The organism is Sporolactobacillus shoreicorticis (genome assembly GCF_024125445.1).
GTDB lineage: Bacteria > Bacillota > Bacilli > Bacillales > Sporolactobacillaceae > Sporolactobacillus > Sporolactobacillus shoreicorticis.
This window is the reverse complement of the sequence record NZ_JAMXWM010000040.1, coordinates 1-23,423: the sequence shown is the minus strand read 5'-3', so window position 1 is coordinate 23,423 and position 23,423 is coordinate 1. Positions and strand designations below refer to the sequence as shown.

General features: G+C 45.2%; 22 protein-coding genes and 1 riboswitch. Of the genes, 15 read left to right on the top strand and 7 right to left on the bottom strand.

Translation table 11 applies throughout. The features are described from left to right. Positions 1 to 640: 640 nt before the first annotated feature. From nfsA to NIE88_RS20590, 3 genes are read left to right on the top strand one after another with little or no spacing between them, the layout of a single operon-like run. Positions 641 to 1,384 carry an oxygen-insensitive NADPH nitroreductase gene (gene nfsA / locus NIE88_RS20600; protein ID WP_253065254.1) on the top strand — a complete coding sequence of 248 codons (744 nt, stop codon included), beginning with the start codon at positions 641 to 643 and terminating at the stop codon, positions 1,382 to 1,384. A 3-nt stretch (positions 1,385 to 1,387) separates the two neighbouring features. Beyond that, complete coding sequence (locus tag NIE88_RS20595; protein ID WP_253065253.1) at positions 1,388 to 2,227, top strand: hypothetical protein; 840 nt, start codon at positions 1,388 to 1,390, stop codon at positions 2,225 to 2,227. 35 nt (positions 2,228 to 2,262) lie between these two features. Then, positions 2,263 to 3,303 carry a lactonase family protein gene (locus NIE88_RS20590; RefSeq protein WP_253065252.1) on the top strand — a complete coding sequence of 347 codons (1,041 nt, stop codon included), beginning with the start codon at positions 2,263 to 2,265 and terminating at the stop codon, positions 3,301 to 3,303. A 3-nt stretch (positions 3,304 to 3,306) separates the two neighbouring features. Here NIE88_RS20590 and NIE88_RS20585 read toward each other — a convergent pair whose 3' ends face one another. The 3 genes from NIE88_RS20585 to NIE88_RS20575 all read right to left on the bottom strand — a co-directional run bounded on the left by NIE88_RS20585 (position 3,307) and on the right by NIE88_RS20575 (position 5,952). Beyond that, on the bottom strand, positions 3,307 to 3,564 hold the full coding sequence (locus tag NIE88_RS20585; RefSeq protein WP_253065251.1) for a YuzB family protein: 258 nt from the start codon (positions 3,562 to 3,564) through the stop codon (positions 3,307 to 3,309). A 210-nt stretch (positions 3,565 to 3,774) separates the two neighbouring features. Beyond that, on the bottom strand, positions 3,775 to 4,407 hold the full coding sequence (locus tag NIE88_RS20580; RefSeq protein ID WP_253065249.1) for a superoxide dismutase: 633 nt from the start codon (positions 4,405 to 4,407) through the stop codon (positions 3,775 to 3,777). A gap of 207 nt (positions 4,408 to 4,614) precedes the next feature. Continuing rightward, a complete protein-coding gene (locus NIE88_RS20575; RefSeq protein WP_253065247.1) occupies positions 4,615 to 5,952 on the bottom strand; it encodes a 5'-deoxyadenosine deaminase in 1,338 nt (445 codons plus the stop codon). A 51-nt stretch (positions 5,953 to 6,003) separates the two neighbouring features. Further along, positions 6,004 to 6,104, bottom strand: a riboswitch (purine riboswitch). Between the two features lie 359 nt (positions 6,105 to 6,463). Between NIE88_RS20575 and NIE88_RS20570 the strand changes: the two genes are divergently transcribed. From NIE88_RS20570 to NIE88_RS20550, 5 genes are read left to right on the top strand one after another with little or no spacing between them, the layout of a single operon-like run. Next, the gene (locus NIE88_RS20570) at positions 6,464 to 7,456 is read left to right on the top strand and encodes a dimethylarginine dimethylaminohydrolase family protein (RefSeq protein ID WP_253065245.1); all 993 of its coding nucleotides are present in this window, start codon (positions 6,464 to 6,466) and stop codon (positions 7,454 to 7,456) included. 27 nt (positions 7,457 to 7,483) lie between these two features. Next, positions 7,484 to 9,154 (top strand): M20/M25/M40 family metallo-hydrolase, encoded by a 1,671-nt coding sequence (locus NIE88_RS20565; protein WP_253065238.1) that lies wholly within the window; start codon positions 7,484 to 7,486, stop codon positions 9,152 to 9,154. 54 nt (positions 9,155 to 9,208) lie between these two features. Then, positions 9,209 to 9,985 (top strand): transporter substrate-binding domain-containing protein, encoded by a 777-nt coding sequence (locus NIE88_RS20560; protein WP_253065233.1) that lies wholly within the window; start codon positions 9,209 to 9,211, stop codon positions 9,983 to 9,985. Positions 9,986 to 10,012: 27 nt separating this feature from the next. After that, positions 10,013 to 10,690 (top strand): amino acid ABC transporter permease, encoded by a 678-nt coding sequence (locus NIE88_RS20555; RefSeq protein ID WP_253065232.1) that lies wholly within the window; start codon positions 10,013 to 10,015, stop codon positions 10,688 to 10,690. Continuing rightward, entirely contained in the window at positions 10,677 to 11,402 is a 726-nt protein-coding gene (locus tag NIE88_RS20550) for an amino acid ABC transporter ATP-binding protein (RefSeq protein ID WP_253065231.1), read from the top strand. Before NIE88_RS20555 ends, NIE88_RS20550 begins: the two co-directional genes overlap by 14 nt. On the opposite strand, the gene NIE88_RS20545 is transcribed toward NIE88_RS20550, so the two are convergent. Next, positions 11,399 to 12,283 (bottom strand): LysR family transcriptional regulator, encoded by an 885-nt coding sequence (locus NIE88_RS20545; protein ID WP_253065229.1) that lies wholly within the window; start codon positions 12,281 to 12,283, stop codon positions 11,399 to 11,401. The genes NIE88_RS20550 and NIE88_RS20545 overlap by 4 nt on opposite strands. Positions 12,284 to 12,433: 150 nt before the next feature. Between NIE88_RS20545 and NIE88_RS20540 the strand changes: the two genes are divergently transcribed. Further along, a complete protein-coding gene (locus NIE88_RS20540; protein WP_253065227.1) occupies positions 12,434 to 13,738 on the top strand; it encodes an aspartate aminotransferase family protein in 1,305 nt (434 codons plus the stop codon). A 71-nt stretch (positions 13,739 to 13,809) separates the two neighbouring features. Here NIE88_RS20540 and NIE88_RS20535 read toward each other — a convergent pair whose 3' ends face one another. Both NIE88_RS20535 and NIE88_RS20530 read right to left on the bottom strand, forming a co-directional pair. Then, the gene (locus NIE88_RS20535; protein WP_253065225.1) at positions 13,810 to 13,956 is read right to left on the bottom strand and encodes a DUF5670 family protein; all 147 of its coding nucleotides are present in this window, start codon (positions 13,954 to 13,956) and stop codon (positions 13,810 to 13,812) included. Between the two features lie 58 nt (positions 13,957 to 14,014). After that, positions 14,015 to 15,349: a gluconate:H+ symporter gene (locus NIE88_RS20530; RefSeq protein WP_253065255.1), complete on the bottom strand. Its 1,335-nt coding sequence runs from the start codon at positions 15,347 to 15,349 to the stop codon at positions 14,015 to 14,017. Positions 15,350 to 15,653: 304 nt separating this feature from the next. Between NIE88_RS20530 and NIE88_RS20525 the strand changes: the two genes are divergently transcribed. From NIE88_RS20525 to nrdG, 3 genes are all read left to right on the top strand, one after another. Next, entirely contained in the window at positions 15,654 to 16,508 is an 855-nt protein-coding gene (locus NIE88_RS20525) for an HAD family hydrolase (RefSeq protein WP_253065224.1), read from the top strand. A gap of 276 nt (positions 16,509 to 16,784) precedes the next feature. Continuing rightward, complete coding sequence (nrdD, locus tag NIE88_RS20520; protein WP_253065222.1) at positions 16,785 to 18,647, top strand: anaerobic ribonucleoside-triphosphate reductase; 1,863 nt, start codon at positions 16,785 to 16,787, stop codon at positions 18,645 to 18,647. Between the two features lie 43 nt (positions 18,648 to 18,690). Beyond that, entirely contained in the window at positions 18,691 to 19,191 is a 501-nt protein-coding gene (nrdG, locus tag NIE88_RS20515) for an anaerobic ribonucleoside-triphosphate reductase activating protein (RefSeq protein WP_253065217.1), read from the top strand. 296 nt (positions 19,192 to 19,487) lie between these two features. Here the strand turns inward: nrdG and rnhA are convergent, their stop codons facing one another. Next, positions 19,488 to 19,943, bottom strand: coding sequence for a ribonuclease HI (gene rnhA / locus NIE88_RS20510; protein ID WP_253065215.1), 456 nt, complete (start codon positions 19,941 to 19,943; stop codon positions 19,488 to 19,490). Between the two features lie 250 nt (positions 19,944 to 20,193). Between rnhA and NIE88_RS20505 the strand changes: the two genes are divergently transcribed. The 3 genes from NIE88_RS20505 to NIE88_RS20495 form a co-directional block, all read left to right on the top strand. Then, positions 20,194 to 21,117: a ketopantoate reductase family protein gene (locus NIE88_RS20505; protein WP_253065214.1), complete on the top strand. Its 924-nt coding sequence runs from the start codon at positions 20,194 to 20,196 to the stop codon at positions 21,115 to 21,117. A gap of 37 nt (positions 21,118 to 21,154) precedes the next feature. Beyond that, positions 21,155 to 21,946, top strand: coding sequence for a C39 family peptidase (locus tag NIE88_RS20500; RefSeq protein ID WP_253065213.1), 792 nt, complete (start codon positions 21,155 to 21,157; stop codon positions 21,944 to 21,946). A gap of 608 nt (positions 21,947 to 22,554) precedes the next feature. Then, on the top strand, positions 22,555 to 23,423 hold an 869-nt coding region (locus NIE88_RS20495; protein WP_253065212.1), incomplete at its 3' end, for an SH3 domain-containing protein.

Here is a 23,423-nt window from a genome sequence, read left to right as displayed (position 1 = left end):
ACTTCGCCCTCTTTGAGACTTGGCGAAGCCTCTAACAAGTAAGGAACGTTTATCGTTTTGCCTTGTGCTGGTACGACGATAAGGTCATAAGGCTCGGCTGGGGATCAGGTAAGCGTCCAATCTTCCAATCTGAGAAATAACCGGAAAAATTTCGTTTAATTCGAAAATGAATGAAAAAATCACTTAAATAGATGGAGAAATTCCGCTTATCGAATCGAAAAGCGTGAAAATAGAGGATTTTTCTTTGCATAACCGGAAAAATTACCCTTATGTACCTGTGAAACAAACGCCATGATGCATATAAGCGGAAAATCTCCGCTTATTTTGCTCGTTACTTAATGAAGAAGCAAAATGATTTATGAAATAGAAATGTCTGTTCAGCACAAAGTTGATGATTTAAAACGGCATTTGGAGCAAAGGAACTTTCGCTAAATACGCATACTTCCTGTATGCAGCGCGAAAGCTATCGCGTCATGCGGTGGAACAAATGATAGAGGCTTAAACGTCCTCGTACTGATACGCATCAATCGATAGACTGTGAATCGGCTTTGCTTTTAACGGTCGATGGTTCATTCATGCAACGAACCGTTGAATCACGTATAATTGAGAAAAATAGCTCACACAAAGGAGTCTACGATTCATGCATAATGCAGTTATCAGTACTTTGTTGAATCATCGTTCCATCCGCAGGTTCAAGCCGCAATCATTATCGGAGGAACAAATAAAGCTGCTTGTTGAATGTGCGCAGGCGGCGTCTACTTCAAGCTTTACGCAGTCCTTTTCCATTATTGGTGTTGAGGATTCGGCGATTAAGAAAGAGTTGCGTGAAATTTCCGGCGATCAACCCTATGTTGAGGAAAATGGTTATTTCTTTGTCTTTGTCGCAGATCAGTATCGAAACAAGCAGATTGGTGAGCGGAACGGGGCGGATACTTCGGTGCTGGATACGACGCAAAGACTGACGGTAGCGCTCGGTGACGCTGCTTTTGCCGCTCAGAATATGGCTGTAGCCGCCGAATCTATGGGGCTTGGAATCTGCTATATCGGAAGCATTCAGCGCGATATTGAACGAACTGCGGAGCTTTTGCATCTTCCGGATTATACGTTTCCGGTATTCGGACTTGCGGTAGGCTATCCGGATCAGAATCCGGAGAAACGGCCCCGGCTTCCTTTTGAAAATATTTTCCATAAAAATCGATACGAAGAAAAGATGAGTCAAGAAGCATTAAATCAGTATGATCAAAAAGTCGCTGACTACTACCACACGCGAACAGGCGGCCGTCGTGACGAAACATGGACAAAGCAGATTGCGCAAGGATTATCCGTACCGCCACGACTTGCTCTGAAACCATATCTGGAAAAACATCACTTGGGCAGGCGCTGAGTGATGGGAGAGGAAACGTGGATGACGATTGTCTTGAGAATCATCGGAATGACCTGTGTTCAGTTCATCTCTTTGATCGGGGCACTCATCATCGGCGGTTTTATTCTCGGATTTCTTGAACGGCAGGCAAACGGACGAATGATCCACGTATTTGGCATGAAAGGTATCTATTACACGGCTTGGCTAGGTACACCAATTCACGAATTGAGTCATGCCGTTATGTGCCTGATCTTTCGTCATCGTGTGACTGAAATCAAGCTGCTGCAGGCGGTGGATTCCGATGGAACAATGGGCTATGTGCGCCATGCGTACAATCCGAACAGCCTTTATCAACGAATCGGTAATCTGTTTATTGGCGTGGCGCCGCTGATCGGCGGAAGCTTAGTGATCGCACTTTGCGCCAAATGGGTGACTGATGGTGCATCCCCTGCTTTATTTGATTGGTCGCACGCTCGGCGTCTGTTCTCATTTTTTGATTTACCTTCATGGGAGGTATTGGGCAAAACGATTCTCCGGATCTTTCAGGGTTTGTTTACTGTGTCCAATTACAGTCATCCTGTTTTTTGGCTTTTTGTCTTAATCGCACTATGTGTTTCTTCACGTATGTCGCTGAGCAGCGAAGACATCCGTGGAGCAGGGAGCGGAGCGGGGGCGCTTTTCGGACTTCTGCTTGTGACCAATGCGACCAGCGTACTCCTTGATCCTGCGCTGCATACGCAGATCACGTATTGGATCGGACGTTTTAATTTTCTGCTTATGGTCATGTTGAGCTTATCTGTGCTTTTTTCATTATTCGTTTTTTTAATCAGTCATTTGCTGTTTCTGATGGTGGGACGCAGATGATTCAGAATGCGATTGTTTGAAAAGGAGGCTGTACCGTGAACTATAGCGGATATATCGGTACCTATACAAAAGGAAAAAGCGAAGGCATTTATTCATTTACTCTTGACACAGAACGGAAGAAATTTGTTGACTTGCGTGCGGTTGCAAGCCTCGGAAATCCAACCTATCTAGCAATCAGCAGTAATAATGATTGCCTTTACTCTGTTGTAAAAAAAGGATCGGAGGGCGGAATCGCTGCCTTTGCTATTGACGCGTCAGGTGCACTTAATCTGCTCGGTCAAAACTTGAGAACAGGCTCTTCACCTTGTTATGTGAGTGTTGATCGTGAGAATACGTGCATTTTGGATGGCAATTATCACGAAGGAGCGGCAAGTTTCTATAAACCCGACCAAAGTCTGGGCGTGCAATTAAAGGCAGAACTGAAGCATAAAGGCTCCGGCGCAGATCCTGGTCGCCAGGAGGCAGCGCATATTCATTTTGCGGCCTTTACCCCTGATGAGCGTTTTGCGGTTACCGTAGATCTCGGACTTGATGCACTGACAACTTATCGGTTGGCTGAGACCGGCTGGGTCGAGCAAAGCGAATTGAAATTTGCACCAGGTACGGGTCCGCGTCATTTGGTGTTTCATCCGAATGCACCGTATGCTTATGTAATGACAGAATTGAGTTCTGAAGTCATTGCAATGCACTTTGATTCGACAAGCGGACATTTCACCATAATACAAGTGGTAAGTGCGCTGCCTGCTGACTTTAAAGGGCACAGTCAAGGTGCCGCAATTAAGATCAGCGCCGATGGGCGTTTTGTTTATGCATCAAATCGCGGGCACAATAGCATTGCTGTGCTTCAGGTTGATGAGGGAAGCGGTAAACTGGCGCTGATCGAGCATGTGGATACGACGGGAGACTGGCCGCGTGATTTTGAGATTGATCCAAGTGGACGTTTTCTTATCGTAGCGAACCAGAATTCCGGAGATCTCGTCTTGTTTGAGCGAGATCCGGTATCAGGACATCTGCGTATACTTGATTCAAAAGTCCTGGTACCAGATCCGGTATGTATCACATTTCTGCATAGGTAAGACTTATTGAAGCATGTCTAATTCTTCATTGATCTTTTTTTCTATTTTTTCAAGGCAGGCATCAATGGTGTTCGCGAAAATCCGATGCCCGTTAACGATAGCAAATGGTTTTAAACTGCACATGCCGCACACATTCAGACAATCATAGTTCATCACCGCGACTTCCGGGTGGCGGGCTATTTTTTCTAAATGCTGAACGGTTAGCGAACCATAGTCGCATACTTCAACAGTAATAAGACCTAAGCCTAATCCTTCGTTCATGATCAAACCTCCTTGGACAAACGTTACCTCTATCTTAGCCATGTCAGGTAACCAAAATCAAGGAACGTGCCGGTAACATTAGAAAACTTGGCTTCGCCAAGCCTCTGACGAAGGCGAAGACTTAGTTGCACTCATACTATTTTCCTTAAAATTTATATGCTTCTTATAGTATAAAAAACCGAAGTGATATCATTCACTTCGGTTTTTCGATTAACGTACAGTTTCTGTATCAAGTGTCTTAGTGTAAATATCGGAGACAAAATCCCAGTTAATGACATTGAAGAAGTTCTTAACATAGTCCGGCCGCCTGTTCTGGTACTTCAAGTAGTAGGCATGTTCCCAAACATCCAGACCGAGCAGTGGGGTTGCACTATCCATGAGCGGATTGTCCTGATTCGGCATATTGGTAACTTTCAACACGTTCTGCTTTGTGACGGTCAGCCAAGCCCAGCCGGAACCGAATTGGCCGGTAGCCGCATTGGTGAAGGTTTCTTTGAATTTTTCAAAACCGCCCAACTGTTTATCAATCGCCTCGGCAAGGGCTCCGGTCGGCTGTTTGGATCCTCCGGGTATGAGTACTTTCCAGAAGAAGCAGTGATTGTAGTGGCCGCCGCCGTTGTTTCGGACGGCGGTTCGAATATCCTCAGGAACTTTATCAAGATGGGCAATCAGGTCGGTCAGCGAGCTGTCTTTTAATTCCGGGTGCTTCTCAAGGGCAGCGTTCAGGTTTGTGACGTAGGTTTGATGGTGCTTGTCATGGTGAATGAGCATCGTTTCCTTGTCGATGTAAGGTTCAAGAGCGTCAGGAGCAAATTCGAGTGCGGGCAGTTTAAAATGACTCATAAACATCCTCCTTTTTACCAAATCGTTTACCAACCCCAATTCTATTGAATCAATAATCGGCATTCTAAGCAATTAATATGCCTCGAAATCTGCATTTCTATGCAATCGTCTATTTTTCACAACAAATACCGAATGTAAAGAACGATTCGCACTTAAAAAAAGAATGTGAGACTAGGCAGCCTCGCATCCGGATACGATTTTGTTCAGTTAAATCTTTATTCCCGCGCGCTTTATCAGGCGTTCTATGGCAATTTCGGATTGTTTTAAAACAAACGTTTGATCAATGGTTTTCATCTGCCGGTTTTCCATGACAATGCGGCCGTCAATGATGGTGGTTTCGACATCCGAACTCTTTGCCGAATAGACAATACGTGAAATCGGATCGGTGCCGAACATCGGGTTGCAATGGAAGGAATTGAGATTCAGTATAGCCAGATCGGCTTTTTTTCCGGCTTCAAGGCTGCCAATCTCTTGCTCCATACCGACCGCCTTAGCACCTTCAATCGTTGCCATACGGAAAATGTGCCGGGCATTCATTGCTGTCGGTCCGTTTTCCGGTTTGTGTATGAGTGCAGCGAGACGCATCTCCTGGAACATATCCAGATTATTGTCGCATGGCGCGCCGTCTGCGCCAAGACCGAGGTTAATGCCTAAATCAGCCATTTGCGGCACATGAGCAATTCCTGAAGCAAGTTTAAGATTGGAACCGGGGCAGTGGCTGACATGGATGCCGCGTTTTCGAATAATTTCTTTTTCTTCTTCATTCAGCCAGATACAGTGGGCGAGAATCAGACGTTTACCGGCAAGACCGATATGGTCAAGATAGATAATGTTGCGCATGCCGGTATCGTGCTCAACAATGGCGATTTCACCACGATTCTCCGATGCATGTGTGTGAACAAAGACGTTGTAATGATCGGCGAGATCACGCACTTGTGTGAGCAGAGATTCGGTGCATGAGATGACGAAGCGCGGCGCGAACGCGTAGCGGATTCTCCCGTTGTCATGGCCGTTCCACTTTTCCAGAAGATCGACACTTTCACGAATGGAATCATCCGTCTTCTCCTGAAGACCAAGCGGTACATCGCTTCCTTTATCCATCATTACTTTTCCGGACAGCGCGCGGATCCCGCTCTCGGCAATCGCCTGAAATGCTTCGCCCGTATGATGCACGGTCTCCATATCAACAATGGTAGTTGACCCTCCAGCGATCAGTTCACCAATACCGAGTAGTGCAGACAGATAAATTGATTCTTGATCATGCGCGGCTTCGAGCGGCCAAATGCGTTTCCGAAGCCAGTCCATGAGTTCAAGATCGTCCGCTTTTCCGCGAAATAGGGTCTGGCAGAGATGGATATGGGTTTGGATGAATCCGGGAATGACCGTTCTGCCGGTTCCGTCGATGACTCGGTCACCCGGTGTCGGCTGCACAATCGGACCTGCGGATCGGATGCGATCGGCTTCAATGACAAGGTCTCCATGGGTGATCGTTTCATTCTGATCCATCGTGATCAGTTCGGCATTCTTAATAATTGTTCGTTTCATTTCAGTCATCTCCAAATAGGATTGTAGAACGCAAAAAAAAGGCTACGAAAAATATGCGCACATATTTTTCGTAGCCGGGAATTTACGGTTCCCAGGTAGAAACCCTTAAACCGTATTATTAAGGATATACGAAAACAGAAAGGATGAAGTTTACGTAACTAATAATAAGCGAATATAGATCGATCGTCAATTATAGTGTCAGTAAATCTAACAAATAGTATTCTTTAGCGCGGTAAATCTGACAATTGGGAAAGTAAAACAAACAGATAATTATCTTAACATGACAAAAATAGCTGTGAATAGTGAAAATTATTTAAAAAAAGTAAATGATTTTTCTTTTCAATAAGAAGAAGCGGTGAAACAGAACAATCAGATTATCAGATACCTGACATAGAAATTTATAAAGTACACGATGTTCAATTTATATTATTATAGAAATAGTTACTTTTATGTGAGGTTTTATTCCGTAACATGTATTAAAAGATACGTAGCCTAACAAGGAGGGGTTTACTTGTCCGTATTGCATAAATTTCTTGATGAAAATATGGTCCGGGATTCATTTGAAGCTACTGCTCTTTTGGAGAAGTACTGGTCTTCAGACTGGGGGAATCCAAACGCAGTCGGAAAGGTGAGGAAGGTTTTTGTTCACCGACCGGGAAATGAACTGCTTGAGTTGAATAAAGCAAGGTTCGAGGCAGAGGCGGGTGCCCGCATTCTGCGTGATGATAAGGGAAGCATTATCAGTTATTGCCTAAGTAAAGAACCGCTTGATCTGGCAAAGATGCAGGAACAGCATGACCGGATGACCGATGTGTTGAAGCATGAGGGGGTCGAGGTAATCCCGCTTATTGAGGATAACGAATTGTTAACGAATAATTTGTTTGCCCGCGATGTCGGCATGGTGATTCCAGGTGGTTTGATTCTGGCCCGTTTTGCCTTGAAATTCAGATATGCCGAGACACGTCGAACGTTGAAAACAGCAGCGCAGATCGGCATGCCAGTGCTGGCATCCATTCAAGGCCAAGGCTTTGTCGAAGGCGGCAGCTTCATGGTGTTTGACCGCAAGACGGCGATGGTCGGCCGATCGATTCGTGTCAATGACGCAGGCATTGAACAGCTGCGCGCGATCCTTGCATGGCAGGGCATGGATCTTGTTGTTGTTGATCTTCCGTCCAGTATGATCCATCTTGACGAGGTATTCAATATGGTTGATGTTGATAAGGCGCTTGTTGATCCGACCAACCTGCCGCATTGGTTCCTGCAGGAGTTGCAAAACCGCGGTATTCAGTTAATCTACACCGACCCGCTCGACCCACCGATGACGACGAATCTGCTCTGTTTGGAGCCGGGCAAGGTACTGTTCACCTCACGCGGCGTTCGAACGATTGAAGCGCTTGAGAAAGCCGGAGTTGAAGTGATCGCGATCCCTGTAGACGAAATCAACAAGATGGGCGGAGGTATTCACTGTTCTTCACTCGTGCTTCAACGTGATCCGGTAGAATAATTCAGTAGAGAAGGTGGATTCTAAAAAATGTATGAGCTCATTAAAGATTTACCGGCGGAAGAGCAGATTGAGAAAATAGCGAGAGACCTTGTCAGCGTGAAGAGTGTCAATGGTACGGACGGAGAAGTCGCGATGGCAAAGAAACTGGAAGCAATTCTGCGATCCTTTCCCTATTTCAAACAGCATCCGGAGAATGTTTGGACGCAGGCACTGGACGGCGACAAACTGGGGAGAAAAAATGTCTTCGCACTTTTAAAAAATAAAAATGAAACGAAAAAAACAATCATTTATCATGGACATATGGATACGGTCGGTGTCGATGATTTTGGTTCGATTGAGTACCATGCGCTGGATTCGGATTACTTACAGAACTATTTTTCGTCTTATGTAAAAGACACCGATGTGCAAAGCGACGCGCAATCCGGTGACTGGCTGTTTGGGCGCGGTGCACTTGATATGAAAAGTGGGGATGCGGTACACTTAAGTAATCTGCTTCATTATACGGAACATCCGGAAGAACTGAACGGCAATTTATTGGTCATGTTTAATCCGGTTGAAGAGAATGACCATGAAGGGGCAATGGAAGCGGTCGGCGAATTGCTTCGGCTGAGAGAAGAACAGGGGCTTGATTATGCCGTAGCGATCAATACGGATTTTAACAGCCCACTTTATCATGGCGATCAAAAGCGATATATTTATACAGGATCGGCAGGGAAACTGCTCGGATGCTTTTATATCCGCGGACGCGAGACACATGTTGGTGAGACGCTGTCCGGGATTGATCCGACACTGATTGCGAGTAAAATCAACAATGCGTTAAATAATAATATGGCGTATGCCGAACAGATTTCCGGCGAAGTCATTCTCCCAGCTTCTTGCCTGTATCAGCGCGATCAAAAAGTCTTTTATAATGTGCAGACGGCGGGAGCTGTACGCCTTTATTTTAATTACTTTTTGTATGAGCGAACACCGGAGGATGTCCTTGAGCAGCTGAAGGGGGTCGCGAAGCAGACGTGCGATGAGCTTGCCGACTTCCTCAAAAATCAATATAGAGTATTCGCAGACAATTGCGGACTTCAAGGTGAGGCACCGGATTGGACAACCGACGTCTTGAGCTTCTCGGAATTCGTTCAGTCTTTGGAAGCGAGGAGCATTTCGGTGAAGGAGATTGTCGATCGAGTCGTCGAGGCTAATCCGAACGAGGATTCGCGCCAAGTCAGCTTTAAAATTATTGAGAAGCTGGAAGAAGCGTCCGGCGATCAACGTCCGAAGGTCATTGTCTTCTTTGCCCCCCCGTACTGTCCGCATAATTATTTGCGGCAGGAAGTTGAAGCAGAGCATCGCGTTAATGAACTGCTTGATCAGGTGCTCAGTGAAACGAGCAAGGTAACCGGCGAACAGTTCGCCAAAAAACGCTTTTTCCCTTATCTGGCTGATGGCAGCTACCTGTCAATGAGCGAAACGGCAGAAGAAACATCAGCTATTCTCAATAACTTTCCCGGATGGGGAAAAACATACAGCGTGCCGCTTGACCCGATCCGAAAGCTCAATATACCCGTCCTTGACATGGGTGTTTACGGCAAAAAGGCACATACATGGAAAGAGCGCGTGTACAAACCCTATTCGTATCGCGTTCTGCCGACATTGATCCGCTCCATGACCGAATGTGTACTGGAAGATCAAAAAGCAACACATTAACGAAGCTTTTATCTCCCTATAAGGGAATATCTATAGAAAAGAAGGGACAAAAAAATGATGAAAAAATTAGGCTTGATTATGATGGCAATGCTTCTACTCGTTCTGTCCGCATGCGGCAGCTCAGGAAGCAGCGATTCAAGTAAGAAAAAAACAATTGTCATGGGAACGAGCGCCGATTACCCGCCGTTTGAATCGGTTGATACGGCAAATGGAAACAAGATTGTCGGATTTGATCTTGATTTGGCAAAGGCTGTTGCCAAAGAACTTGGCTATAAACTGGAAGTTAAAAACCAGGATTTTAACGGACTGATTGCCGCACTCGGCAGCAAGAAAGTAGATTTTGTTATGGCCGGTATGGTTGATACACCAAAACGTCGTCAGCAAGTCGACTTCTCGAAAACTTATTATCAATCGTTTCAAGTTATCTTGACGAAAAAAGGTACAAATATTAAGTCGATGGAAGATCTGAAGAATAAAAAGGTTGGCGTTCAGCTTGGTACGACTCAAGAAACGCTTGCAAAAAAAGTCAGCAAAACAATTCCGATGAACATTCAAACATGGGATAAGCTGAATGAAATGGTCGAAGCGATGCGTGCGGGCAAACTTGACGCAATTGTTACCGTAGATACCGTTGCTTATGGCTATACGAGCAAGGATAAAAGCTTGCAACAATTTAAAGCCGTTGTTGATGGCAAAACGCAATATGATCCGATCAGTGCGGCATTCCCAAAGAACAGCAAACTAGCATCAAAGTTTGATAAAGCACTGAAAAAGTTGGAAGAGAACGGTACTAAAGACAAGCTGGTTACTAAATGGATCAAAAACCAGTGAAAAAAGCACTGAAAGGATAATGGGGCGATGGAACAACTTATCAGCGGATTCAAACAAATTGCTCCTTCGATTCCCTATATCATTAATGGTATATGGGTAACTTTGGGGATTGCATTAGGCGCAGCGATCATTGGTTTTGTCTTAGGAACGCTGCTGTCCTTATGTAAAATCAGCAATGTTAAACTATTAAATGGATTTGCCCGTGGCTACACCTCAATTTTTCGGGGCACGCCGCTAATCATGCAGCTGGCACTCGCCTATTTCGCGATACCGCAGCTCTTAGGGCTCGGAGATGTCAATGCGACAGCAGTCGCAATCATTACGTTAGGTTTAAATTCGGGTGCTTATATGTCCGAAATCATCCGTTCAGGTATCAATGCAGTAGACAAAGGTCAGTTTGAAGCCGCAGGCGCACTCGGGGTCGGTTACTGGCCAATGATGAAAGACATTATTTTGCCACAGGCAATTAAGAACATCCTGCCGGCGATGATGAATGAGTTTATTACGTTAACCAAGGATTCGGCACTTGTATCGACGATTACCGTTACCGAAATGATGCGACGGTCGCAGATTGTATCTGCAGAATACTATATGTATTTTCCGCCAATGCTCGTTGCGTTTCTTATGTACTATCTCGTCGTCCTTCTTTTGACGTTTATCGGCGGGCATATTGAAAGGAGGCTGGGCCGCAGTGATCAAAACTGAACACATAGTAAAAAATTTCGGGAACATCAAGGTTTTGAAGGATGTTTCATTACAGATTAACCAGGGCGAAGTAGTTGTCGTGATCGGTCCCTCCGGATCAGGAAAATCAACCTTTTTACGCTGCATTAATCTGCTTGAACGTCCGACCTCAGGTACGGTTATGGTCGATGAACACAATATGACGGCAATGAACCTGAAGCAGGTGACCAAAGTACGAGAAAAAGTCGGCATGGTCTTCCAGCACTTTTATCTCTTTCCGCATAAAACCGTTCTTGAGAATCTGATTTATGCACCGATGAAAGTCAAGGGGCTTTCAAAGGACGACGCAGTCAAAAAAGCTGAGGAACTGTTAAACAAAGTCGGATTGCTCGATAAAAAGGACCAGTATCCGAATAAACTTTCCGGCGGCCAAAAGCAGCGTGTGGCGATTGCCCGCGCGCTTGCGATGGAGCCGGACTACATGCTGTTTGATGAGCCGACCTCGGCACTCGATCCGGAGATGGTCAAAGAAGTGCTTGACGTGATCCAGTCACTTGCCGAATCCGGAATGACAATGATCATCGTTACGCATGAAATGGGTTTTGCCAAACAGGTAGCCGACAAAGTGGTGTTCATGGATGACGGACGCATTCTTGAATCAAACACACCGGAAACTTTTTTCAGCAATCCAAGTACAGAGCGCGCTCAAGATTTCCTAGAAAAGATCCTTTAATGAATCGTGTTCCAGTTTTGCTCAATCAGACGAATCAAATGCATAATTATTTCGTCGCGTAATTTATGGGTCGCGATTACGAGTGAGGTTTCAATCTTAATCGGTGTTTTGTTCCGGAAGATTTCCTGCAGCTGGCGAGAGGCCAGTTCTTTTTTGACAAGATTGCGACTGATCAGTCCGACGCCAATGTCACTCAGTACGGCACTTTTTACGGCCTCAAGGCTGCTGGATTCAATCATTTTTTGCGGCCGAATGCCTGCTTCCTGAATGAATTGGCTCATCTGCTCTTCAAATGGACCGATGATTTCGTATTTGATAAACGGGTAGTATTCAAGCAGTTCTTTAGGTGTGTGCTGCTTCAGCAGGCGACTTGAGGCAATCAGAACGAGATCTTCTTTTTCAGAGAGCATCACGTTTGTTATGCCGGCTTTCGTGTAGGAACCGGAGATGATGCCGATATCATATTCGTTGCTGTCGATACCGCTGATCACCTGATCACTCATACAGGAAACAAGCTTAATGCCGATGTTCGGATAATCACCGAGAAATTGGTGGATGATCGGTGGAAAGTAGTGCGTGCAGAAGGTTTCCGGTGCGGCGATGGTCAGTTTCGTTTCAAGCTGATCTTTCTCCTGAAGCTCTGCATTCATCTGATCAAGGGTTGCGAACACTTGATCAACATAGCGCTTCACGATTTCTCCATGCGCGGTTAGAAAGGTTTGTTTACCGATCCTGAAAAAAAGAGGATGGCTAATGTCCTGTTCGAGTGCCCGGATCTGCGCTGTAACGGTCGGCTGGGAGAAATTTAATTGTTTGGCGGCTTGCGTGAAGTTCAGCAGTTCTGCCGCCACCTGAAAAGTTTTTAATTGTCTCAGTTCCATCGACCGGTCCTCCAATGAATAATCAATTAAGCGCGACTTTTGACGCCATAAAAGTAAATAAACGTTTGTTTTCATTCATTATATAATATTGTGTGACACAGTGGTCTTTTGACGATCTTCTAATTTTTAATAAAAAGAGGTATGAGTAGAATGCCGGATAAAAGCATGTATGAAAAATCATTGGATCTGTTTCCGCCGATTGCGTTTCGGGCGACACAATTGGGGATTGTTAAAGGCGAAGGTGCCTACGTGTGGGATGAGAACGGGAAAAAGTATTTGGACTTTGCCAGCGGTGTCGCAGTGGTTAACTGCGGCCACAACCATCCCTATGTTGTTCAGAAGGCTAAGGAACAGATGGATCAGCTTATTCATGGCGGTCATAATGTTGTTTATTATCCCTCTTATATCAAACTAGCCGAGAAGATTCTCGGCCATGTGGGTTCGGATTATAAAATCTATTTCTCGAACAGCGGGGCTGAAGCCAATGAAGCTGCGATTAAGCTTGCCAAGCAAGTCACCCATCGTCCCGGCATTATTACATTCAAACACAGCTTTCACGGACGGACACTCGCGACGACAACGCTGACGGCGTCAAATGCGAAGTATCGCCGCAACTATGAAGGGTTGCTGCCGAGTGTTTATTATGCGGACTATCCTTATGCGACCCGCTCCGGCTTGACTGAAGAGCAGGAAGTGGCGCGCTGCTTGAACTCACTTGAAGAGATTTTCCATGATCTCATTGAACCGGAACAAGTGGCTTGCATGATTATGGAACCGATTCAGGGCGAGGGCGGTTACATTGTGCCTCCGAAATCGTTTCTGCAGGCGATTCGCAAAATCTGCGATGAACATGGCATCTTGCTTGCGTTCGACGAGGTGCAGACCGGATTCGGGCGCACAGGTAAAATTTTTGCCTATGAAAATTTTGATGTGAAGCAGGATATTATGACACTTGCCAAGGCGATCGCCAATGGCTTTCCACTCAGCGCGATGGTGGCAAAACGCGAATTAATGGACAAATGGCCGGCGGGTACCCATGGCGGGACCTTCGGCGGCAATCCGGTTGCCTGCGCGGCCGGTGTCGCCGTCTTTGAATTGCTTGAAGGCGGACTTGTCGATAACGCGGTTGAAGTCGGCGCCTACTTTAAAGGGAAACTGCTTGAATTTGCCAAACAGCATGATGAGGTGCTTGAGGTCAGGGGACTTGGTCTGATGATCGGTATTGAGTTTATTGATCGAAATGGGGAACCGGACGGCGACCTCGTTACTGCGATTCGGGCCAATGCGCTGAAAAAAGGATTGATTTTGCTTAACTGCGGTGTTGACCATAACGTCATCCGCTTTATTCCGCCACTGATTATAACTAAGGAACAGATTGACGACGCATTCGCGATTTTCAGTGAAAGCGTGACAGAAGCGATTAATGGTGCAATGCAGAACGTTGAAAATAAATGAAGTATGGTAACAGGTAAAAGCCGGCTGCTCCCTAAATTATTATGGGGCAGCCGGCTTTTTCAATCATTTGTTTATCTCCGTGTGAAGAATTGAAGAACAAACAGAACGGCTGCGGCAACAAGAAGCAGATAGATGATTGCACCGCCGATTTTAAGTAACAGAAGTACGAGCCAGATGAGAAACAGGATAACGATCAGCGACCATATGAGACCGAGCATGTAAATTCCTCCCTTTTGTGCGGCTTTGTATTAGTATGAGCAGGCTGACTGTGTTTCATTACATAAAAACGGAAAAAACACAGATCAGAAGAATGCCGATTAAGGAGAGCATACTGCCCATGACGGTATAGGTTTTTAACGTGTCTTTAATATTCAGATCAAAGTACTCTTTGAACAGCCAGAATCCGGGATCGTTGACATGTCCGCCGAATACGCTGCCGGCCCCGGTGGCAAGGACAATAAGCGTAGGACTGACGCCGGTTGCACTGACCAATGGAGCAACAACTCCAGCAGCGGTCAAGGCGGCAACTGTGCTCGAACCGATGCAGACACGGATCAGCACGGTGATTACCCATGCCAGAACGAGCGGCGACAGGGGAGAACCTTTAAATAAATTTGCGACATAATCACCGACGCCACCTGTAATCATCACTTCTTTAAGCGCGCCGCCGGCTCCGATGATCAGGAGCAGCATGGAAATTTGCCGGATTGCCTTTGTAATTGTCTTTTCAATATCCTCCATAGAACGCTTTTGGCGGATACCCATGGCATAGAGTGCAAACAGAACACTCGTCATCATCGCGCCCGGTGGAGATCCAATCAACTGAATGATTTGCTCGATGACCTTTGAAAACGTAATTAAATCAGTGATCAGTGTTGCTGAAATCATCAACAGGACGGGAAGAAGACAGGTGAAAATACTGAGCGATAAGGACGGCACTTGGTTATCGTCAAAGTGTCTTTTCTTATCAAGCAGCTCCTCATTCCCGGAATGTGTGTAGACTTGAGGCAGCAAATGGAAAAGCAATCGATTCAGCAGTGTACCGCCGATGAGAACGGCGGGTACCGCGATGCACAGGCCGACAAGGAGCACATAGGCCGTATTGGCGTGATAGCTCTGAACGAGAGCGGTCGGTGCCGGATGCGGCGGTAAAAATCCGTGCGTCGCCATCAAGGCGGCAATCATCGGCGTCCCCACATAGAGAAGCGAGATGCCTAGAGCAACTCCGATTTCAAATATGATCGGAAGCAGGAGCACGAGACCAACCTCGAAAAACAAAGCAATGCCAATGATAAACGATGCGGCGATGATCGCTAGTTGAATGCGTTTTTTACCGAATTTCTTCGCAAGAGAAATGGCGATGCGATGCGCGCCGCCGGCATCGGCGACAAGCTTCCCTAAGATGGCTCCGAGTCCGAAAATCAGAATGAGGTCGCCGAGCTGCTCACCGATGCCTTTCTCAATGACGGAAATAATTTTCGTAAGCGGAATACCTAGTCCAAGTGCGACAAGAAAAGAAACGATGAGTAGCGAGATAAAAGTATTGAGATTAAACTTCATGATGAGTATGAGTAATACAATCACGCCTAAGGCGACAATAAGTAATGGCAGAAAAATCACTTCTTTTTGTTTATTTTGGTTGCCCCGAAGCCATGCGTTTGAATGGAGCTTTTGGTGAACCGGTGAAAGATCGAAGCTTTTTTATGGCGCGGTGTTTGTCTATGGATCGAGAAATTAATTTTCATTGAGAGACGGACGTATTCCTGTTTTGCAAGCCTTCATGCACTGCTTGTTAATGTTCTATACCCATATTCTGACTTGATAAAACATGTCTGTAGAAAAACAGGCAGAGGGGATGCGGCGCACGACAAGAAACGATAGAATGAATGAAGAGACATTGCGGAGGTGAAATCAGGTGAACGTGCAAACGATTATGCTTGATTTAGACGGAACAACGCTGACACCGGATAATCAAGTGACTCCTGAATTGAACGGTTATCTTAAGGAACTTAGTGCGGATGGCAAGCATGTTTTTGTCGTTACGGGGCGTTCGGAGGTCGATGCGCTTAACGCGCTGCCTGATGATTTTCCGGCAGCAGGAATGGTTGCGGCAAATGGAATGACTGTGTTCGCGGGGAAAACAAAAATTTTCCAAAGCGTTTTGCCGAAAGCACTCGTCGCGCATATGCTTTACTGCTCTGAGCGGCAAAAACTGTATTATCAGCTGCATCCGGTTGACGGACGAAGAACAATTCTAAACCGGGATAAGCATTATATCATGAACGAAATCAATGGGGCGAAGCCGGAGAATGTGTCGATAAATGAATGGAAATCGCGAAGACAGGCTGTCCTTGAGGACATGGTCTGGAAAGAAATACTGACTGATGAGGAGCTGGCGCAGATCGCTAAAATGTATTTTTTCAGTGAAGATGTGGCGAGAATGGATGCGTGGAAGAATGTGTTGCGCCAATTACAGGATAAATTCACATTTGACTATTTTTCGTCGTCGCATAACAATGTGGAATTAGTAGGAAAGAATATTTCAAAGGCGAGCGGAATTCGGATTCTGCTTGATCACTATCATCTGTCCCCGGACAACGCGCTCGCAGTCGGAGATGGGGAAAACGATCTGCCGATGTTTCAGCTTGCTGGTTATTCTGCCGCCATGAAGAACGCTCCTGAGCATGTAAAGATACAGGCCGACCGGGTGACCGACGCCTCATATGCTGAAAACGGGTTATATAAATTTTTGTATCATACATTTCATTAGGAAAAATAGGAATGACGATCACAGGATCGTCTTTTTTTACTGTTTTTTTATGATTGCTTTCTAGCGATCTTCCGATATAATGAATAAGTTATTTGTTTTTTCACATCGTAATTTAAAGCCCTCGTTTGCAAATTTGTCACAAATCCATTTTTCGCTCTATACTCCTGAAAAATACTATTCGAACGTCAACTGACTATATATTGTGTCATCTAACATGTTGATCATACTATATATTGTATTATAATAATGTTTATAGGAACTATGGAGGTCGACAGGATGATTAAAGAACCGATTTTTAAAGAAAAAACGCTGGATGATAAAATTCGCGACTTAATTAATATGGATGAATATGTCGCCAATGAAAACGCAAATAAGGATGAAAAAGTATTTAATACACAGCGTGATCTGCTTGCCGGTGTGGCGGCCAGAGACTATGCACTCCGCCATATTTTGCCCAAGGAATTTGCCGATGCGCATAATCAGGGAATCATCCATTTCCATGACTTGGATTACTCACCTTTTTTCTCCATGTACAATTGCATGCTGATTGATTTTAAAGGCATGCTTGAAAAAGGATTCTCAATCGGCAATGCGGATGTGGAGCAGCCGAGATCGATCAAGACAGCGACTGCACTGGTTGCACAGATCGTTGCCAACGTATCCTCGAATATTTATGGCGGCACATCGTTCAACCGCGCGGACGAAGTATTGGAACCATACGCGAGAACAAGCTTCAGCAAATACTTGAAAACCGCAAAGACATGGATATCGGATCCCGCAGAGCAAGAACATTACGCGTACTCGATGACTGAGAAAGAAATCTATGACTCGATGCAATCGCTTGAGTATGAAATTAACACGCTGTTTTCAAGCAATGGGCAGACTCCGTTTTTCACTCTGAACTTCGGCCTTGGCCGCTCATGGTTTGCCCGTGAAATTCAGAAGGCCATTTTGAAGGTGAGAATTATCGGTCTTGGCCGCGATCACAAAACAGCTGTGTTTCCGAAGCTCGTATTCACGATCAAACGCGGTTTGAATCTTAATGAAGGCGACCCGAACTACGACATTAAGAAAATGGCTCTGGAGTGCGCAACGAAACGGATGTATCCGGATATTTTGAATTATGACCGAATCGTTGAAGTAACCGGAGATTTCAAGGCGCCGATGGGGTGTCGTTCATTCCTGCCTTCTTATCAGGAAAATGGCCAATATATAGCTGACGGTCGTAACAATATGGGCGTGGTGACGCTGAATATTCCGAGAATCGCGATTGAATCAAATGGCGATAAAGCTGCTTTCTGGAGTTTATTTGAGGAGCGGCTTGATCTGGTCTGCCGGGCTTTACTGTTCCGGATTCACACTTTGGATAAAGTGGAAGCGAAAAACGCACCGATTCTCTACCAGTATGGCGCCACCGGAAAACGACTGCACGCTGATCAGCTGGTACAAGATATTTTTAAAAACGGCAGGGCAACCGTGTCCATGGGCTACATCGGGCTTTATGAAGCGGCGACGGTGTTCTATGGCCCGGATTGGGAACATAGTCCGGAAGCGAAGGCATTCACACTCGATATTGTGAAATGTTTTAAATCGCGATCAGAAGAATGGCGTGAGAAGACCGGCTATGCATTTAGTGTCTACGCGACGCCTTCGGAGAGCCTAACCGACCGTTTCTGCCGATTGGACAAGCAGCGCTTCGGCAGCATCAAGGATATAACAGATAAAGATTATTATACGAACAGTTTCCATTACGATGTACGCAAGAAAATCAATCCATTTGAGAAAATTGATTTTGAAAAAGATTATGAACCTTATACGGCAGGTGGTTTCATTCACTACTGTGAGTTCCCTTCTTTGGTGAACAACTCTGAGGGACTGGAGACGGTTTGGGATTACGCCTATGACCGTATCGGTTACTTTGGCACGAACACGCCGATTGATAAATGTTACGAATGCGGCTTTGAAGGCGAATTTGAATCGACGGCTGCCGGTTTCAAATGTTCGAATTGCGGTAACCATAATCCGGAAACAACGTCATGCATCCGCCGGTTGTGCGGCTATTTGGGTTCGGTGATTCAGCGCAAGCCGATCAAGGGACGTCTGAAGGAGATCAACAGCCGCGAGAAGCAGCAAAGCTGAAGACGTTTCCATATCTGGGGAAGTTATTCGGAGGGTGAATATAATGAATTACGCCGATTATAAGCGCTTTGATTTTCTGAACGGGACAGGTGTCCGTCATTCCCTGTTTGTCAGCGGCTGCCATTTTCACTGCAAGGGCTGTTGGAATGCGGTTGTCTGGAATCCGGATTTCGGCAAGCCCTATACGAATCAGGTTGAGAACAGAATCATCAGTGATTTGCAGAATTCGGGCGATAAAATTCGGGGATTATCGCTACTTGGCGGCGAACCGTTTGATTATCCTGATACTTTGACAAAACTTGTTGAGCGCATCAAGAACGAATGCCCGAACAAGGACATTTGGTGCTGGACCGGATTTCTCTATGACAATTTGCTTCAGGATCCTGAGCGGTGGGAAATGCTCAGTCAAATTGATGTGCTTGTGGACGGACCGTTTGATTTGGCAAAACGAAATTTAAAATTGAAATTCAGAGGATCATCAAATCAGCGCGTCATCAATGTCAAAGAATCGATGAAACAGGGACAAGTTGTATTGCAATGTTAATAAGAATAGTGAGAGATACCGGAGTAAAGTCACACCCGGTGTCTCTTTTTGTAAGATCGGACATAAAATTTTTCATGCACGCGTAAAGAAAGAACCGATATTCTGTTTTTGAATAGTAGACGGGAAATGTGAAGCCAATTACTCAATAAAGAGTTAGACTGTATCCATAAAAATTGAGAAAATCAGGTAGCGAATATGATGAATGACATTTGGAGCGGGAATGAGATCGGTATGAACTGCTCATCTGTAAAAAAACAGGGAGCACTGTGCATCGCGCAGGGCTCCCTTGCTTACTGTTATTCTTTTTCCACTTCGTCCATGGCGAGATTGGCGATCTGATCGGCGCGTTCGTTGTATTCGACGCCATGATGTCCCCTGACCTTGTTAAAGCTGATCTTTTCTTGCGCCCGTGCAAGATCATTCAGCCGAATCCATAATTCTTTATTTTTAACGGCTTTTCCGCCTGCCGTCTTCCAGCCTTTTTTGATCCATCCGGAAATCCAACTGTTCATTCCGTTCACTACATAAGCGCTGTCTATATAGAATGCGACGGGAATTTGTCGTGATTTCAGCGATTCCAGTGCGCGGATTGCTGCTGTCAGTTCCATCACATTGTTGGTCGTGTTGCGCATACCGCCGTGCAGTTCTTTGACATGATCTCCGTATCTCAGAATAGCTCCCCAGCCGCCAACGTTATGATCACTCTGATTTCCTCGGCAACCGCCATCGCAATAAATAATAATTTCGTCCAATCAATTCACCTGTTTTCGCTAAATTCGTGTCCTTTTACTTATTCTCCGCTGTTCGCTTCGAATCCTGTGCAAGCTGTTTTAAGTATAACAAAAAAGCCGTAGATTGATCGAGTTGGCAGATAATGAACGATTTCCAGGAACTCGATTAAGAAAAACTTGCTGAAATACGCTAAAATGAAAGTATTAGAGAGAAAACGGAGACTGCAGCAGGAGAACGGACATCAGGACAGAGAATGGGGCGTGTTTCATTGTGAAGATCGGAGTGCTTGGCGCTGGTGCTATCGGCTGTTATTATGGAGGAATTTTGGCGAAAGAAGAGGTAGACGTGACCTTTATTGCCAAAGGGCAAACACTTGAGCGGCTGCGTGATCATGCGTTGATTGTTAAAAGTATCAACGGTGATTTTTCGCTGCCGGTAAAAGTCAGCAATGCAGAAAATCTAGAAAAAGATCGTTCTTTTGATTATATTTTGCTGGCAATCAAGTCCACAGCTCTAAATGCGGTGATTCCTGAATTGAGCGTACTCATGGGACCGAAAACGAAGGTTGTCAGTCTGCTTAACGGAATCGGCAATGAAGAACGGCTTGCCGAAGTATTCGGTGCTGAACACATTGTTGGCGGTTCCGCGTTTATTTCAATCATTCGCGAAGCGCCGGGTGTAGTCAATCATGTTGGCGACGGCAAACTCGTTATTGGTGAATGGGAGGAAGAAAATCAGGCAAACGGGACACTTCATGAACTCAAGGAAGCTTTAGTACATTCAGGGGCAGAGGTGCAGATTACGAACCATATAAGGCAGATCAAATGGGAAAAATTATTATGGAACATAACCTATAATCCGTTGACAGCATTGACACGAACACGCGTTGGCGAAGCACTGAGTGATGCAGATCTTCATGGGCTGCTCAAACGAATCAGTGAAGAATTCCTTTCGGTAGCGGCAAAATCCGGTATTCAAATCAGAGAACAATACATAGCAGGTCTTTTGACGCCTGATGAGAAGATTCGGAATCATAAAACGTCGATGCTCCAAGATCTTGAGAACGGTCGTGAAATGGAAGTGGATGCAATTCTAGGTTTTGTCATTCAGACAGCCGATCAGTGTGGTGCACATGTGCCGACGATCGAAACAATTTATCATTTGCTCCGATATACAGAGCGGCAAAATCAATAATGATTGTGAGATTTGTTTTACCTAGAGGGGGTTATACATGCGTTTTGTGAAAAGAATCGTTGCGATACTAATGGTTCTGATTATTATTGTCTGTGCTGCCTTTATGATTGTTCTCTTTCAGAATCGAGACAGTCAAGAAGGGAATTACGAGCAGTTGCAGCGGGAGCAGACGAATGATTCGATACCCATGAAAAAGAAGACCCTTCCTAAACGTGAAAAAGAACCTGAGCTGACGGAGAAGAAACTGAGCGCTCCATATGTCAGTCAGAGGCCTGAACTGCCCAACGGCTGTGAAGTGACGAGCCTGACAATGCTGTTGCAATCTGCTGGTGTGAGAACCAATAAAATGCTGCTTGCGGAACAAATAAAAAAGGTGCCTTTTCAGTCAGGAAAATGGAAGGGTAATCCAAATGAAGGATTTGTAGGTAATATGTATCACGGCAGCCGAGCAAATCCTGGGCTTGCCGTTTATCATGGACCGATTGCCGATCTGGCACGCCGTTATTTAGGCGGGCATGTGGTTGATATGACCGGCCGGCCATGGTCCGCGATTGAAAAACAAATAGCTTTGGGCAAGCCGGTGTGGACGATCACGAGCATTAACTTTCAGCCTGTTCCGGCAAGCGCATGGCAGAACTGGCCGACGAAACAAGGAATGATTCGTATTACTTTTAAGGAGCATTCCGTTTTGCTGACCGGATTTGACAAAAAATATGTTTACTTTAATGATCCGCTGGCAGGCGGACCGGGAAGCAGTTCCGATAAGCAAGCTTTTATAAAAGCGTGGCATCAATTCGGCAATCAAGCACTATCTTACACATCTCAATAAGAAGAATGAAAAAGCCCAATTTCGGGCTTTTTTTGCGAATCCATAAGCGAAACGATCAATTTGTGGATACTGGTCCTGCGAAACGATCTGTAGCGCCTAAGAAGCTTAAAACATAGCAAACGAAACAGCAGTCTTGGACAAATTCATAAAGTCTGATTTATTGAAATTATTCTTATTGAAAATAAAAAAATCAGATATACGTTTTGCCTATGAATTTTGGGGTATAGAAAAAGAATAGATTGTCCTTTTTTTGAAAATAAATGTCAATTCATTCGGAACTTTTGTTGTTCGCATGATACGATTCACCTGGTTTCGATATGAAAGAGAGAGAAAAGGGGAGAAAACCGTCTGTTTCGGTGATTTTTTTGCATGAATTTGAAAAAAACAAGAAACAAGCGAACTGAATCGTATTAATCATTAATGTCTTTTTATCAAAAAATACAATTAAAATACTGTGTCAAATAACCTACTAAAATAGACAATCTTATTAATTTTTCGTCAAGGAATGAGCGTAATCAACAGTTTTCACTAAACTAATTTCATAACTTACCGATATAAATAGTAAAAATATAATCGATCATTTAGATCATACTCGGGGGTGGCTTATATTGAGCCCAAATCGTAATTTTACTATTGTCGGCGCTTTTGCGGCTGCAGCGGCGGTTGCAACAGTAACGGGAGCGCCTGCTCACGCATCTGCGGACACATTTGAAGCATATCCAGCGAAAGCCAAGACGAATTTAAACGTACGAAGCACACCTGGTACGGAACAGCAGCAAATCGGTATGCTTAAAAAAAATCAGACCTTTGAAGTCATTGGCATAGACAAGAAAAGTGAAAAGGGAAATTGGCTGAAGATCAAATATGAAGGACGAACAGCATATGTTGACGGCTACTATACGGAGAAGGTTTCGGAAAGCTCAACTGCCACGCCAAGTCTTTCTGTGCAGAACGTTGTCGATTATCAGGGCACGACATCAGCGAATGTAAATGTGCGTCTTTTGCCTTCTATGCAGGGAACGGTGCTCACAACGTTGAAAGAAGGTGCCGCTGTGACAGTAACCGGAAAAACGAGCGACGGTTGGCTGCAGATTAAGTATAAAGGCGGATCTGCTTATGTCTCTGCGGATTACATAAAAACGGGTGCTGCTTCGGAAAAGAATTCATCAGAAAACGCACAAACACTTTATACCGGAACAACAACGGCGAATCTGAATGTGCGATCAAGTGCGTCAACTTCGGGCAAGCTTCTGACTACGCTGAAGAAGGGAAGCCGCGTGGAAGTGGTAGGAACAAGCGGGAACTGGCTGAAAATCAAGTATAACGGAGGAACGGCATATGTGTCCGGTGATTACGTAAAGAAGGCCGGCAGTACGTCGAGCTCTGGCGGTTCCAATGAAGCCGTCCAGTACACGGGAACAACGATGGCGAATCTGAATGTGCGATCAAGTGCGTCAACCTCGGGCAAGCTTCTGAC